Below are 13,904 nucleotides of genomic sequence, written 5' to 3' on the forward strand. Positions count from 1 at the left end.
CAGGCACCGAGCCGCGCCCGCGGCACCGGACAGTCATCGCCGAGTCCCCGCATGGCGCGAGCCAGGGGAGCCGGGGACCCACCAAGTCCCTGGGGTGAATCGGACGCCCGCGCACCGCGAGGGGGTCCGTAGGAGACCTTCCTGCTCCGAACCCGTCAGCTAACCCGGTAGGCGAGAAGGAAGGAAAGGACCAGCCACCACATGGCGTTCACCTGCGCCACCGGGAAGCACCGTCGTCCCAGCCGCATCAAGCGCACCACCGCCCGCGCGGCAGGCGTCGCGGCCCTCGCCACCACCGGCGTCATCGGCACCCTCGCCGCCCCGGCGCTCGCCGCCGACAACTCCGTCGAGCAGACCGGCCTGATGCCGGTCGTCAGCGTCGGCGACTCCCTCGCGGACCAGCTCGACGCCCAGGCCGAGGCCCAGGCGCAGGCCGCCGCGCAGAAGAAGGCGGCGGCGGAGGCCAAGCGCAAGGCCGAGGCGCGCGCCAAGGAGATACGCGAGGCCAAGGAGCGCGCCGCCCGCGAGGCCGAGCGCAAGCGCCTCAACGCCTTCGTCGCCCCGATCTCCGGCTCCTACATCTCCACCGGCTACAAGAGCGGCGGCTCCCTGTGGTCGTCCGGCAGCCACACCGGTGTCGACTTCCACGCCGCCAGCGGCACCTCCGTGCACGCGGTCGGCCGCGGCACCGTCGTCGAGGCCGGCTGGGGCGGGGCGTACGGCAACAACATCGTGATCAGGATGGCCGACGGCACGTACACCCAGTACGGCCACCTGTCGTCCATCGGCGTCTCGGTCGGCCAGTCGGTCACCCCCGGCCAGCAGATCGGGCTGTCCGGCGCGACCGGCAACACCACCGGGCCGCACCTGCACTTCGAGGCGCGCACCACCCCCGAGTACGGCTCGGACATCGACCCCGTCGCGTACCTGCGCTCGCACGGCGTGAACGTCTGACGACCCACCGCGCGATCCTGGCGAGGCCCCGGCTCTTCCGAGCCGGGGTTTCGTCGTTTCCAGCGCCCCGTTGTCCAAAAAATATCCCTGGATTCCGGTCCGCCGTCGGAAATTCCCGCTCATTGCAATAGAGTCACTGAACACACGTCAATCGGCGACGTTTCACGGGGATTAAGACGGAGGTCGGACATGCGTATTCCGGCGCACTCGGTATGCACGGCGATCCGCGACGACATCGTCGCCGGTGTCCACGAGCGCGGGAGCCGGCTCACCGAGGAACTGCTCGCCCGCCGCTACGGGGTCTCCCGCGTCCCGGTCCGCGAGGCCCTGCGCACCCTGGAGGCCGAGGGCTTCGTGGTGACGCGGCGGCACGCGGGCGCGTGCGTGGCCGAACCGACCGAGCAGGAGGGCGCCGACCTCCTGGAGATGCGCATGCTCCTGGAACCGCTCGGCGCCTCCCGGGCCGCCCAGCGGCGCACCGAGGCCCATCTGAAGGTGCTGCGCGGCCTGGTCAGGCTGGGCCAGGAGCGTGCCAGGCGGGGCAACAGCGACGATCTGCGCTCCTTGGGGGGCTGGTTCCACGAGACGCTCGCGCAAGCCTCCGGCAGCCCGGCGCTGACCTCGATGCTGACCCAGCTGCGGCACAAGATCGCGTGGATGTACGTCGTGGACGCGCCCGCCGACCCCGTGGAGTCCTGGGTCGAGCACGGCGCGATCGTGGACGCGGTGGCACGCGGGGACGGCGAGCGCGCGCGGGCGATCACGGCGCTGCACACCGAGCGCTCGGGCGCGGTGCACCGGCTGCGGTTCGTTTCCGGGCAGGACCGCGCGGACCGTGTGAGGACCTCGCAACATCCTGTAAACGTGACGGGTGTGCGGCATTAACACGGGCACCGTATACAAAGAGGGAGTAATTCGCGGGGGACTATTTCTGCTGCCCGCGGAAGGGAAATGCGAAGGGCCCGCCCGATAATTCGGACGAGCCCTTCGATGCTTTTCAGGGCACCTTTGCTCAGACGGTCTCGGGAAGCTCCTCGAGACCCTCGGCGACCAGCTTCGCGAGCCGGTCGAGGGCCGCGTCCGCGCCCTCGGCGTCGGAGGCGAGGACGATCTCCTCGCCGCCCTGCGCGCCCAGGCCGAGAACGGCCAGCATGGAGGCCGCGTTGACGGGGTTGCCGTCGGCCTTGGCGATCGTCACCGGGATACCTGCGGCCGTGGTGGCCCGGACGAAGATGGAAGCGGGGCGGGCGTGGAGGCCCTCGGCCCAGCCGACGTTGACGCGGCGCTCAGCCATGTGATGCTGCCCTTCGGTGTTCAGGGTTGTCTAGACCAGTTTCCCACACGTGAAGCGTCTCCGGAACGGACCTGGAGTCCCTCCGGGGTGAGACGTCGGACCGCGGCCTCGGCCCGACTTCCGTCCTTGCGCGTTCTCGCGCGTTCTCCACAGACTGCCTCGCGCCGTTGTCGTACGCGAGCCGTACTCTGGGGCCCATGCAGAGCGCGTCGGACCGGCACGAGTACCCCGCCCACTGGGAGGCCGACGTGGTGCTGCGCGACGGCGGCACCGCGCGCATCAGGCCCATCACCGTCGACGACGCCGATCGCCTGGTCAGCTTCTACGAGCAGGTCTCGGACGAGTCGAAGTACTACCGCTTCTTCGCGCCCTACCCTCGCCTGTCCGCCAAGGACGTCCACCGCTTCACGCACCACGACTTTGTGGACCGGGTGGGGCTCGCCGCCACGGTCGGCGGCGAGTTCATCGCCACCGTACGCTACGACCGCATCGGAGCCGACGGGATGGCCGCCTCCGCCCCCGCCGACGAGGCCGAGGTCGCCTTCCTCGTCCAGGACGCCCACCAGGGGCGCGGCGTGGCCTCCGCCCTTCTCGAGCACATCGGGGCCGTCGCCCGCGAGCGCGGCATCCGGCGCTTCGCCGCCGAGGTGCTGCCCGCCAACGTCAAGATGATCAAGGTGTTCACCGACGCCGGGTACACCCAGAAGCGCAGCTTCGAGGACGGCGTCGTACGCCTGGAGTTCGACCTGGAGCCCACCGACCGCTCGCTCGCCGTGCAGTACGCGCGCGAGCAGCGCGCCGAGTCGCGGTCCGTACAGCGGCTGCTCACCCCCGGTTCCGTCGCCGTCGTGGGCGTCGGCCGCAGCCCCGGCGGTGTGGGCCGCAGCGTGCTCGCCAACATCCGGGACCACGGCTTCAACGGCCGCCTGTACGCCGTGAACAAGGCGTTCCCCGAAGAGCAGAAGGAGCTCGACGGGATCCCGGCACACCGCTCGGTGCGGGACATCGACGGCCCCGTCGACCTCGCGGTCGTCGCCGTACCGGCCGAGCACGTCCCCGAGGTCGTCGCCGAGTGCGGTGCCCATGGCGTGCAGGGACTCGTCGTGCTCTCCGCCGGGTACGCCGAGAGCGGCCCCGAAGGACGCGAGCGCCAGCGTGAACTCGTGCGCCACGCGCGCGCATACGGCATGCGGATCATCGGCCCGAACGCCTTCGGCGTCATCAACACCTCCCCGGACGTCCGACTCAACGCCTCGCTGGCCCCCGAGGCGCCCCGCCCCGGCCGGATCGGCCTGTTCGCCCAGTCCGGGGCCATCGGCATCGCCCTGCTCTCCCGGCTGCACCGGCGCGGCGGCGGCGTCACCGGCGTGACCGGCGTCTCCACCTTCGTCTCCTCCGGCAACCGCGCGGACGTCTCCGGCAACGACGTCCTTCAGTACTGGTACGACGACCCGGACACCGACGTCGTCCTCATGTACCTGGAGTCCATCGGCAACCCCCGCAAGTTCACCCGCCTCGCCAGGCGTACGGCGGCGGCGAAGCCCCTGGTCGTCGTACAGGGTTCGGGCACCGCCCCGCAGGGCCACGCCGTCCGCGCCACGCGCCTGCCGCACGCGACGGTGTCCGCGCTGCTCAGGCAGGCCGGGGTGATCCGCGTGGACACCATCACCGAACTCGTGGACACCGGCCTCCTGCTGGCCCGCCAGCCGCTGCCCACCGGACCCAGGGTGGCGATCCTCGGCAACTCCGAATCGCTCGGCCTGCTCACCTACGACGCGTGCGTGGCCGAGGGCCTGCGGCCGTCGACCCCGCTGGACCTGACCACGGCGGCCGCGCCGGAGGACTTCCACGCGGCCCTCGCGCGCGCGTTGGCCGACGACGCGTACGACGCGGTGATCGTGACGGCCATCCCGGCCGTCGGCGAGGGGTCCGCCGGCGACGCCGCCCTCGCCGAGGCACTCAGGTCCGCGGCGGAGCAGGTCCCGGGCAAGCCGGTCCTCGTGGTCCACGTCGAGCTCGGCGGCCTCGCGGAGGCCCTGTCGGCGGCGACCAGCACCGCACCCCAGGCGGCCGCGGGCCCGCCGAAGATCCGCGCCGACCACCCCTTCCGTGCCCTGGACCGGCTGCGCGCCACGCCGGGCCCCGCAGAACCGCCCGCTCCCGGGAGCAGCGACCGCCTCATCCCCGCCTATCCCGCCGCCGAGCGTGCGGTGCGGGCCCTGGCCGATGCCGTGCAGTACGCCCAGTGGCGCCGGGAGGCCGTCGAACCCGGCAAGGTGCCCGAGTACGAGAACGTCGACCAGAAGGGCGCCGCCGCCCTGATCGACGCACTGCTCACGCGCGGGCAGGGCCTCACCCTCGGCACCGAGGAGACCTGCGAGCTGCTAGCCACGTACGGCATCGAGGCCCACCGCGCCCTGCCCGCCGCCTCCGCCGACGCGGCCGTCCAGGCAGCCGCCGCCCTCGGCTACCCGGTCGCCCTCAAGGCCACCGCCCCGCACCTGCGCCACCGCGCAGACCTCGGCGGCGTACGCCTCGATCTCGCGGACGAGGAGCAGCTGCGGCGGGCGTACTCGGAGCTGACCGAGCTGTTCGGCACACCCGACGAACTGCGTCCCGTGGTGCAGAGGATGGCCCCGCGCGGGGTGGACACCGTGATCCGGGCCGTCATCGACCCCGCCGCCGGGGCCGTGCTGTCCTTCGGGCTCGCCGGGGCAGCCTCGCAGCTGCTCGGGGACACCGCGCACCGGCTCATTCCGGTCACCGACCGGGAGGCGACGAGCCTCGTCCGCTCCATCCGGACCGCGCCGCTCCTCTTCGGCTGGCGCGGTTCCACCCCGGTCGACACACCGGCACTGGAGGAACTCCTGCTGCGGGTGTCCCGGCTGGTCGACGACCATCCCGAGGTCGTCGCGGTCACCCTGGAGCCGGTCGTCGTCGCCCCGCGCGGCCTGAGCGTCCTCGGCGCCTCCGTACGGCTCGCGCCGCCGCCCGCCCGCGACGACCTCGGCCCGCGGACACTTCCCGCGTACTGAGCGGGGGCGAGCGGTGCCTCGCAGTCAGTGGTCCACCGTAGGATGGACGTCATGGCCAAGACCAGTACGACGACCCAGGGGCTGCGTGCGGCGATCGAGCGCAGCGGCTACTACCCGGCCCTCGTGGCCGAGGCGGTGGAGGCCGCTGTGGGCGGCGAGCCCATCCGGTCGTACCTGGTCCACCAGGAGACGACGTTCGACCAGAACGAGGTGCGGCGGCACGTGACCGTGCTCGTCCTCACCGAGAACCGCTTCATCGTCAGCCACACCGACGAGCAGGCCGCGGACAGCACGTCGCCGACGCCGTACGCCACCACCTCCACCGAGTCCGTGAAGCTCGGCCGGATCTCGTCGGTCGTGGTCAGCAGGGTCGTCGCGAACCCGGAGCAGTACCAGCCGGGCACCCTGCCCCGCGAGGTCGTGCTGACCATCGGCTGGGGCGCCGTCTCCCGCATCGACCTGGAGCCCGCCGCCTGCGGCGACCCCAACTGCGAGGCGGACCACGGCTACACCGGCAGCTCCACGGCGGACGACCTCAGCCTGCGCGTCAGCGAGGCAGGGGACGGCCCGGACACCGTGCGCCAGACGCTCGCCTTCGCGCAGGCCATCTCCGAAGCGACCGCGGACGTCACCCGCTGATGGTGCAGCCCCCCTCCGCCTGGGACCACCCGGAACCCCTGGCCCTCGACACCGCCCCCGTCCCCGAGTACGGCACCGGGTCCCTCGCCGACCTGCTGCCGACCCTGGCCGCAGGCATGGCCGTACCCGGTACGACCGCCGCGATCCAGGAGCTCACCCCCGCCGACCGGAACTGCGTGTTCCTGATCGACGGCCTCGGCTGGGAGCAGCTGAGGGCGCACCCGGACGAGGCACCCTTCATGACCTCCCTGCTGGCCAGCTCGCGCGGCGGCACCGGCCGCCCCCTGACCACCGGCTACCCAGCGACCACCGCGACCTCCCTCGCCTCCGTCGGCACCGGCCGCCCGCCCGGCGCCCACGGCCTGCCCGGCTACACCGTGCGCAACCCGGCCACCGGCGAGCTGATGAACCAGCTGCGCTGGCAGCCGTGGACCAAGCCGCAGGCGTGGCAGCCGTACCCCACCGTCTTCCAACTCGCCGACCGGGCCGGGGTGCACGCCGCCCAGGTCTCCTCGCCCACCTTCCAGAACACCCCGCTGACCAAGGTCGCGCTCAGCGGCGGCACGTTCCACGGGAGGCTGTCCGGCGAGGAGCGAATGGACCTCGCGGCCGAGCAACTCGCCGCCGGAGACCGCTCGTTGGTCTACACGTACTACGCCGAGGTGGACGGCGCGGGACACCGCTTCGGCGTCGACTCCGACACCTGGCGCGGCCAGCTGATGTACGTCGACCGCCTCGTTCAGCGCCTCGCCGAGCAACTGCCCCCGAACAGCGCGCTGTACGTCACCGCCGACCACGGCATGGTCGACATCCCCTTCGACGAACAGCACCGCATCGACTTCGACGAGGACTGGGAACTGCGCGCCGGGGTCGCCCTGCTGGGCGGCGAGGGCCGGGCTCGCCATGTCTACGCGGTACCCGGCGCCGCAGGCGATGTGCTGACCTGCTGGCGCGAAGTCCTCGGCGAGCAGTTCTGGGTCGCCTCCCGGGACGAGGCCATCGCGGCGGGCTGGTTCGGGCCGCCGGACCAGTTCGACGAGCGGGTGTACGACCGGATCGGCGACGTGGTCGCCGCCGCCCGTGACGACGTACTGCTCATCGCCTCCGAGCGGGAGCCGAAGGAGTCGGCGATGGTCGGCAACCACGGTTCGATGACCCCCGCCGAGCAGCTCGTCCCGCTGCTCGAAGTACGCTCCTGAAGCCGATCCGGCCCCTTCCGCCGCAGAAACCGAAAGGTGCTCGACCACCCATGCCCGAGCTGGTGTTCTTCTCCGGAACCATGGACTGCGGGAAGTCCACGCTGGCTCTCCAGATCGAGCACAACCGTTCGGCGCGTGGCCTGACGGGCATCATCTTCACCCGGGACGACCGGGCCGGCGAGGGCAAGCTGTCCTCGCGCCTCGGTCTGGTCACGGACGCGGTCGAGGTCGAGGACGGCCAGGACCTGTACGCCTACCTCGTCGACCACCTTTCCCAGGGCGGCCGCGCGGACTACGTGATCGCGGACGAGGCGCAGTTCCTGGTGCCGGAGCAGATCGACCAACTCGCCCGCGTCGTCGACGACCTGGACCTCGACGTCTACGCCTTCGGCATCACCACGGACTTCCGCTCCAAGCTGTTCCCCGGCTCCCAGCGCCTGGTGGAACTGGCCGACCGGGTCGAGGTCCTCCAGGTCGAGGCCCTGTGCTGGTGCGGCGCCCGGGCCACGCACAACGCCCGTACGGTGGGCGGTGAGATGGTCGTCGAGGGCGCCCAGGTGGTCGTCGGCGACGTCAACCAGGCCGACGACATCGGCTACGAGGTCCTGTGCCGCCGCCACCACCGCCGCCGTATGACCGCGGGCACGGCACGCGCGGCCGCACTGTCCCCGGACGTCCTGCCGGTCCCGTCGGCCGGCGCGGGCTTCTGACCCGAGGCCGTCGGCGGCCCGAAGGGCCTCAGCGCGGGTTCTCGAGCCCAGAGGACCTCAGTGCGGGTTCTCGATCAGGGAGAAACGCGCCCCCTCCGGATCCGCCACCGTCGCCACCCTGCCGTGCGGGCTGTCGTGCGGCGGGCGCAGCACATGGCCTCCCAGGTCGGTGAGGAGGCGGGCGGCGGCGGTCGCGTCGGCCACCTCGAAGTACGTCATCCAGTGCGGCCCCCGGTCGCGGGGGAGGGCGTGCCCGACACCGTGGAGGCCGGCCACGGGGCGGCCCCCGGCGTGGAGGGTGACGTAGTCGAAGTCGGCGGAGACCACCGGCTCCCCCTCGTAACCGAACACCGTCTCGTAGAACTTGGTGACGCCTACCGTCTCGAGGGTGAGCAGCTCGTGCCAGGCGGGAGTGCCCGGTACGCCCGCGACGGAGGTGCCCAGGTGCGCCGCCGCCTGCCACACGCCGAAGACGGCGCCGGACGGGTCCGAGCCGATCACCAGCCGTCCGGCGTCCCCGGCGTCCAGCGGACCCACCCCCACCGTGCCGCCGCACAACCGTACCGACTCGGCCGTCAGGTCGATGTCGTCCGAGGCGAGGTAGGGCGTCCAGGCGATCGGCAGATGGCGGTCCGGCGGCAGCTGGCCGATCCCGGCGACCTCCTGGCCGCCCAGCAGGGCCCGGACATAGGGCCCGAGCTGCTGCGGGCCCGGCACGAACTCCCAGCCGAAGAGCGATCCGTAGAACTCCTGGGTCGCGGCCATCCCGTGCACCATCAGACTCACCCAGCAGGGTGTACCGGGCGTGTGCCGAGCGGGCGGGGCGGCCGACCCCCTTGCCTCGGTCATCGTCACTCTCTCCTCGGCCCCTCGCGGTGGCCGTGTCGTGTTCGCTGTCCGGACCTCCGTGCCGATGCTCGCACCAGCCGCGGCGCCGCGCGCTCCGGGCGCGCCGCCGCGAGGTCTCCCGTGCCGGGAGGGTGCCTGCCGCGCGGCTGGCTGACCCTTGCCACGCGATGGCCGACGGATGTCGATCCGCTGTACAGCATGTGCCCGTTCCCGTACGCCGCGTGACCGGGCCTGTCCGGCGGAGCAGAGTAGCCGGACCTGGACGACGCGGCCACCCCGTGCGCGAGGATGGTGGCCATGAACGCCATCATCTCCGCATCCCAACTCGCGAGCGACCTCGCCGGCCCGAACCCGCCCGTCCTGCTCGACGTCCGCTGGCAGCTGAGCGTGGCCAAGGCGGCCGGCGAGCCGCCCTTCGACGGCCGGGCCGAGTACGCGGCCGGGCACCTCCCGGGCGCGGTCTACGTCGACCTGGACCGGGAGTTGGCCGGACCGGCCGGCACCGGCGGCCGGCACCCGCTGCCCGACCTCGCGGAGTTCGGTGCCGCGATGCGCCGGGCGGGTGTCTCCTCGGCGCGGCCGGTGGTCGTGTACGACGGCGGACAGGGCTGGGCGGCCGCCCGCGCGTGGTGGCTGCTGCGCTGGACAGGTCACCCGGACGTGCGAGTCCTCGACGGCGGGTTGACGTCCTGGGAGGGGCCGCTGCAGTCCTCCCTGCCGGGACCCGCCCGCGTCGAGGGCGACTTCCAGCCGGTGCCCGCGGAGGCCGGTCTGCTCGACGCCGACGAGGCCGCCGCGCTGGCCCGCGCGGGGGTGCTGCTGGACGCGCGCGCGGGGGAGCGGTACCGCGGCGAGGTGGAGCCGATCGACCGCGTCGGCGGCCACATCCCGGGCGCACGCTCCGCGCCCACCACGGACAACGTCGGCCCCGACGGCCGCTTCCTGCCCGCGGAGGAGCTGCACGCCCGCTTCAAGTCCCTCGGCGCCACCGACGGCACCCAGGTCGGTGTCTACTGCGGCTCCGGAGTCTCCGGCGCCCACGAGGTACTGGCGCTGGCGGTCGCGGGCGTCCCGGCCGCGCTGTACGTCGGTTCCTGGTCCGAGTGGTCCTCGGATCCGGAGCGACCGGTCGCGGTGGGCCCGGATCCCCAGTAGGCCCACGGCGAAAGGGCCCGCCTCCGTCAGAGGCGGGCCCTCACAGCCGTAGAACCGACTACTCCTGCTTCTTGCGCCGTGTGCCGAACACGATCTCGTCCCAGCTCGGCACGGCCGCTCTGCGGCCCGGGCGGACGCCGTCCGCCTCGGCCTGGCGGTCGGTCGCCCCGATCAGGCGGTCGCGGTGGCTGGCCACCGAACGCGGCATGAGGACGTCCGCGTAGGCGGAACCGGCCGAGGCCGCGGGAGCCGGCGGCTCCTCGACCTCGGACTCCTCCTCGAGGGCGGCAGGTTCCTCGATGCTCGCCGTCTCGGACGGCCGCTCCGGTACGACCATGTCGCCCCGGAAACTCGGCACGGCCTCCAACAGGCTGGTCAGCGAGTCCCGTTCACCGACGACCTCCTCGACGACGGGCTCGGCCGGGGGCAGGCTCGGCCGGTCGAGGGCGCGGTCCAGCGGACGGTCGCGCGGCAGCCGTGCGATACGCGGCACGAACGGAAAGCTGGGCTCCGGCGCGCCGAGGTCCTCGGACTCGCCGATCAGCGAGCGTGCCTCCTCGTCGACGGCCTGGACGAGCCGCCGGGGCGGGTCGTAGGTCCAGCTCGCCGAGTGCGGTTCGCCCGCGACGCAGTAGACCAGCAGCACTTCCCACGTGCCGTCGTCACGACGCCACGAGTCCCACTGGACGGTGTCCTTCTCGGCGCCGCGCAGCAACAGCCGCTCCTGCACGGCCTCGCCGAGCTGCGGTCCGGCGTTCTCGCCGGGCCGGCGGACCGGGGTCTTGCGGGCTCGTTCGGCCATGAAGGCGCGCTCGGCGAGCACGGGGCCCTCGAAGCGCCGTACACGGTCTACGGGGATACCTGCGAGCTGGGCTACCTCTTCCGCGGTGGCACCCGCGCGTATACGCGCCTGGATGTCGCGGGGACGGAGATGGCTTTCGACCTCGATCTCGATCTGGCCGAGGCGCGGACGGTCGCCGCGCACCGCTGCGCGCAGCCGCTCGTCGATCGGAAGCGTGTACTCCGTTGAGTCGGCAGCCTTCAGCACCAGCCGTGTGCCGTCATTGGAGACGGCCACGACACGCAGTTCGGGCATGGGAACCTCCCGGGTGGTGCCTGCCGACGTCACGTGCGTCGCTGCTTCCGCTAGTCGAGTGTGGCCTGCCCGGGTGCAGCCTGCCACAACCTTGCCGAGTTGCCCGGCGTGTCGGGCATGGGCCCTGGAACGCCGTTATGGCACGGTTACCTATTCGCAACGCTAAGTGACCAACTCCGTCACCCTGTGCAACTGGCCCCCTCCCGACCGCCCTTGAAGGCCACGGACGCCCTGGCGGGAGACCGGACCCAGGGCTCGCAACAGTACTCCATTTGGGCCACGTGCGTGGATTGGCGCGCCACTCAACTTCGTTCAAGAAACGCTGTCCGGCCGTTCGTTGAGGGGTTTTGGGGATCTTGGAGGTGGTGTAGTTCACGGAATCACCAGAAACGGAGCTATTGGCTTCGTGCGTATGTCCGGTGACCGCCCTGTTATGCCCCCAGGACCCGTCGCAAGTAGTCGTTCTGGAACCGGCGGTCGGGATCGAGACGGTCCCGGAGCGCGGTGAACTCGCCGAAGCGCGGGTAGACGCCGTCGAAGTACTCGGCGTCGCGCGTGTGCACCTTGCCCCAGTGCGGGCGCCCCTCGTGCGCCGTGAAGATCCGCTCCGCGGCCGTGAAATACGCCTGGTACGGCGTCCCCCTGGCCATGTGGACGGCGATGTACGCGCTGTCGCGGCCCGAGGCGGTGGACAGCGTGATGTCGTCGGCGGGAGCGGTGCGCACCTCCACGGGGAAGCTGACCCTCAGCCCGGAACGCTCGACCGCCGTCCTCAGTTCGCGCAGCGTCTCGACGACGGCCTCACGCGGGACGGCGTACTCCATCTCCACGAACCGCACCCGGCGGGGCGACGTGAAGACCTTGTACGGGATGTCGGTGTACGTCCGCGCGGACAGGGCCTTGCTGGAGATCCGCGCGATAGAAGGAATCGTGCCCGGCGCCGCCCGGCCGACCCACTGGGCCACCTGGAAGACGCCGTTGGAGAGGAACTCGTCCTCGAACCAGCCCTGGAGCTGCGGCACCGGCCTCTCCGGGCCCGCGCTGCGGTTGTTGCGCTTGGTGTTGGTGCTGCCGGTGTGGGGGAACCAGTAGAACTCGAAGTGTTCGTTCTCGGCCCAGAGTTCGTCGAAGGCGCTGGTGACCTTGTCGAAGCTCATGGGCTCCTCGCGGGCCGTGAGCAGGAAGACCGGCTCGACGGCGAAGGTGATCGCGGTGACGATGCCGAGCGCGCCCAGGCCGATCCGGGCGGCCGCGAAGACCTCGGGGTTCTCCTTCTCGGAGCAGCTGAGCACCGAGCCGTCGGCCGTGACCAGTTCGAGCCCCGTAATCTGGGCGGCTATCGAGGCCGACTCGCGGCCCGTGCCGTGGGTTCCGGTGCTGGTGGCTCCGGAGACCGTCTGCTCCATGATGTCGCCCATGTTGGTGAGCGACAGGCCCTCACGCGCGAGAGCCACGTTGAGCCTCTTGAGCGGGGTACCGGCCTCCACTGTGACCGTCATGGCGTCCCGGTCGATGTTGCGGATACCGGTCAACAGTTGAGGGCGGATCAACACACCGTCGGTCGCGGCGATCGACGTGAAGGAGTGCCCGGTGCCGACGGCCTTCACCTTCAGACCGTCCTCGGCGGCCTTCCGCACGGCAGCCGCCAGCTCATCGACCGAGGCGGGCGTGACCTCCCGCGCGGGGCGCGCGGACACATTGCCGCCCCAGTTACGCCACGTGCCGTTCTTCGCGCTCGCTGCCGTGCTCAACGCTGCCTCCCCGACGTGGAGCCGGCCTCTTGAGCCGGCGGTACCCCAGGAAACCGACCGCGACCGCGACGGCCCCGGCCACCGCCGGAACCCCGTACCCGGCGCGCGCACCGGCCGCGTCGATCACCCAGCCGGCCACGGAGGAGCCGAGCGCGACCCCGACCGCGAGCCCGGTACTGATCCAGGTCATGCCCTCGGTCAGTTGCGCGCGTGGTACGTGCTGCTCGATCAGGGACATCGTCGTGATCATCGTGGGAGCGATGGACAGGCCCGCTACGAACAGCGCCACGGCCAGAAACGGCAAGTTTCCGACCAGTAGGAGGGGGATCATACTCACGGCCATGGCGCATATGCCCAGCAGCCAGCGAGGTTCGGGCCGTCCCCTGAAGTGCAACAGCCCGAACACCAGACCCGCGACGCACGAGCCCGCCGCGTAGAGGGCGAGCACGAGGCTGGCAGCGGCCTTGTGGCCCTGCTCGTCGGCGAAGGCCACGGTGACCACGTCCACCGCCCCGAAGATCGCCCCGGTCGCCACGAAGGTGGCCACCAGGACCTGCAGGCCCGGCGCGCGCAGTGCCGTACGGCCGCCGTCCTGCTCGCGCGGGTGCGGGGCCGGCTCGGTGGCCCGCTGCGCGGTCAGCCAGAACACGCCGACCGCGAGGAAACAGGCGGCGAGCAGCGGACCCGCCTCCGGGAACCAGGCCGTGGACAAGCCGATGGAGATGATCGGCCCGAAGATGAAGCAGACCTCGTCGACCACGGACTCGAAGGAGTACGCGGTGTGCAGCTGCGGGGTGCCGCGGTACAGGGCCGCCCACCGCGCGCGGATCATCGCGCCGAGGCTGGGCACCGAGCCGATGCCGACGGCGCACACGAAGAGCACCCAGTCCGGCCAGCCGAAGTGCGCGGCGAGCAGCATCCCGGCGGACGCCACCAGCGCGACGAGTGTCGCCGGGCGCAGCACCCGCCGCTGGCCGTGCAGGTCCACCAGCCGGGAGACCTGCGGGCCGATCGCCGCGGCGGCCAGCGCGATGGTGGCCGACAGCGAACCCGCGAGGCCGTACCTGCCGGTGAGCTGGGAGATCATCGTGACCACGCCGATGCCCATCATCGACAGCGGCATCCGGCCGACGAAGCCCGCGACGGAGAACCCTCTGGAGCCGGGGGCGGCGAACAGCGCGCGGTAAGGGCTGGGCACAAGGGTCTCCGGTCGGGCGGTGAA

12 protein-coding genes and 1 riboswitch are annotated in these 13,904 nt (G+C 72.0%); of the genes, 7 read left to right on the forward strand and 5 right to left on the reverse strand.

Annotation, left to right across the window (positions count from 1 at the left end):
* Window positions 1-27 precede the first annotated feature (27 nt).
* Window positions 28-188: riboswitch (cyclic di-AMP (ydaO/yuaA leader) on the forward strand.
* Window positions 189-201: 13 nt separating this feature from the next.
* Window positions 202-954: a M23 family metallopeptidase gene (locus tag ABZT06_RS03910; RefSeq protein WP_355734365.1), complete on the forward strand. Its 753-nt coding sequence runs from the start codon at window positions 202-204 to the stop codon at window positions 952-954.
* A gap of 189 nt (window positions 955-1,143) precedes the next feature.
* Window positions 1,144-1,839, forward strand: a complete 696-nt coding sequence (locus ABZT06_RS03915) for a GntR family transcriptional regulator (protein ID WP_355734368.1) — start codon at window positions 1,144-1,146, stop codon at window positions 1,837-1,839.
* A 127-nt stretch (window positions 1,840-1,966) separates the two neighbouring features.
* Here ABZT06_RS03915 and ABZT06_RS03920 read toward each other — a convergent pair whose 3' ends face one another.
* A complete protein-coding gene (locus tag ABZT06_RS03920) occupies window positions 1,967-2,248 on the reverse strand; it encodes an HPr family phosphocarrier protein (RefSeq protein WP_019072943.1) in 282 nt (93 codons plus the stop codon).
* 197 nt (window positions 2,249-2,445) lie between these two features.
* Here ABZT06_RS03920 and ABZT06_RS03925 point away from each other — a divergent pair, with 197 nt between their 5' ends.
* Genes ABZT06_RS03925 through ABZT06_RS03940 form a run of 4 tightly spaced genes read left to right on the forward strand, consistent with a single transcriptional unit; the run spans window position 2,446 to window position 7,831 of the window.
* Complete coding sequence (locus ABZT06_RS03925) at window positions 2,446-5,283, forward strand: GNAT family N-acetyltransferase (RefSeq protein WP_355734372.1); 2,838 nt, start codon at window positions 2,446-2,448, stop codon at window positions 5,281-5,283.
* A 42-nt stretch (window positions 5,284-5,325) separates the two neighbouring features.
* Window positions 5,326-5,922, forward strand: a complete 597-nt coding sequence (locus ABZT06_RS03930) for a DUF5998 family protein (protein WP_355734375.1) — start codon at window positions 5,326-5,328, stop codon at window positions 5,920-5,922.
* A complete protein-coding gene (locus tag ABZT06_RS03935; protein ID WP_355734378.1) occupies window positions 5,922-7,121 on the forward strand; it encodes a nucleotide pyrophosphatase/phosphodiesterase family protein in 1,200 nt (399 codons plus the stop codon). Before ABZT06_RS03930 ends, ABZT06_RS03935 begins: the two co-directional genes overlap by 1 nt.
* Window positions 7,122-7,171: 50 nt before the next feature.
* Window positions 7,172-7,831: a thymidine kinase gene (locus ABZT06_RS03940; RefSeq protein ID WP_355734381.1), complete on the forward strand. Its 660-nt coding sequence runs from the start codon at window positions 7,172-7,174 to the stop codon at window positions 7,829-7,831.
* Window positions 7,832-7,888: 57 nt separating this feature from the next.
* On the opposite strand, the gene ABZT06_RS03945 is transcribed toward ABZT06_RS03940, so the two are convergent.
* Window positions 7,889-8,680 (reverse strand): VOC family protein, encoded by a 792-nt coding sequence (locus ABZT06_RS03945; protein WP_355734383.1) that lies wholly within the window; start codon window positions 8,678-8,680, stop codon window positions 7,889-7,891.
* Between the two features lie 297 nt (window positions 8,681-8,977).
* On the opposite strand from ABZT06_RS03945, the gene ABZT06_RS03950 reads away from it, so the two are divergent.
* Window positions 8,978-9,835 carry a sulfurtransferase gene (locus tag ABZT06_RS03950; protein ID WP_355734386.1) on the forward strand — a complete coding sequence of 286 codons (858 nt, stop codon included), beginning with the start codon at window positions 8,978-8,980 and terminating at the stop codon, window positions 9,833-9,835.
* 58 nt (window positions 9,836-9,893) lie between these two features.
* Here the strand turns inward: ABZT06_RS03950 and sepH are convergent, their stop codons facing one another.
* The 3 genes from sepH to ABZT06_RS03965 form a co-directional block, all read right to left on the reverse strand.
* The gene (gene sepH, locus ABZT06_RS03955) at window positions 9,894-10,931 is read right to left on the reverse strand and encodes a septation protein SepH (RefSeq protein WP_355734389.1); all 1,038 of its coding nucleotides are present in this window, start codon (window positions 10,929-10,931) and stop codon (window positions 9,894-9,896) included.
* A gap of 431 nt (window positions 10,932-11,362) precedes the next feature.
* On the reverse strand, window positions 11,363-12,682 hold the full coding sequence (locus ABZT06_RS03960) for a D-arabinono-1,4-lactone oxidase (protein ID WP_355734392.1): 1,320 nt from the start codon (window positions 12,680-12,682) through the stop codon (window positions 11,363-11,365).
* Window positions 12,642-13,880, reverse strand: a complete 1,239-nt coding sequence (locus ABZT06_RS03965; RefSeq protein ID WP_355734395.1) for an MFS transporter — start codon at window positions 13,878-13,880, stop codon at window positions 12,642-12,644. The genes ABZT06_RS03960 and ABZT06_RS03965 overlap by 41 nt, the downstream gene beginning before the upstream one ends.
* Window positions 13,881-13,904 lie beyond the last annotated feature (24 nt).

It is taken from the genome of Streptomyces sp. NPDC005483 (assembly GCF_040606035.1).
Lineage (GTDB): Bacteria > Actinomycetota > Actinomycetes > Streptomycetales > Streptomycetaceae > Streptomyces.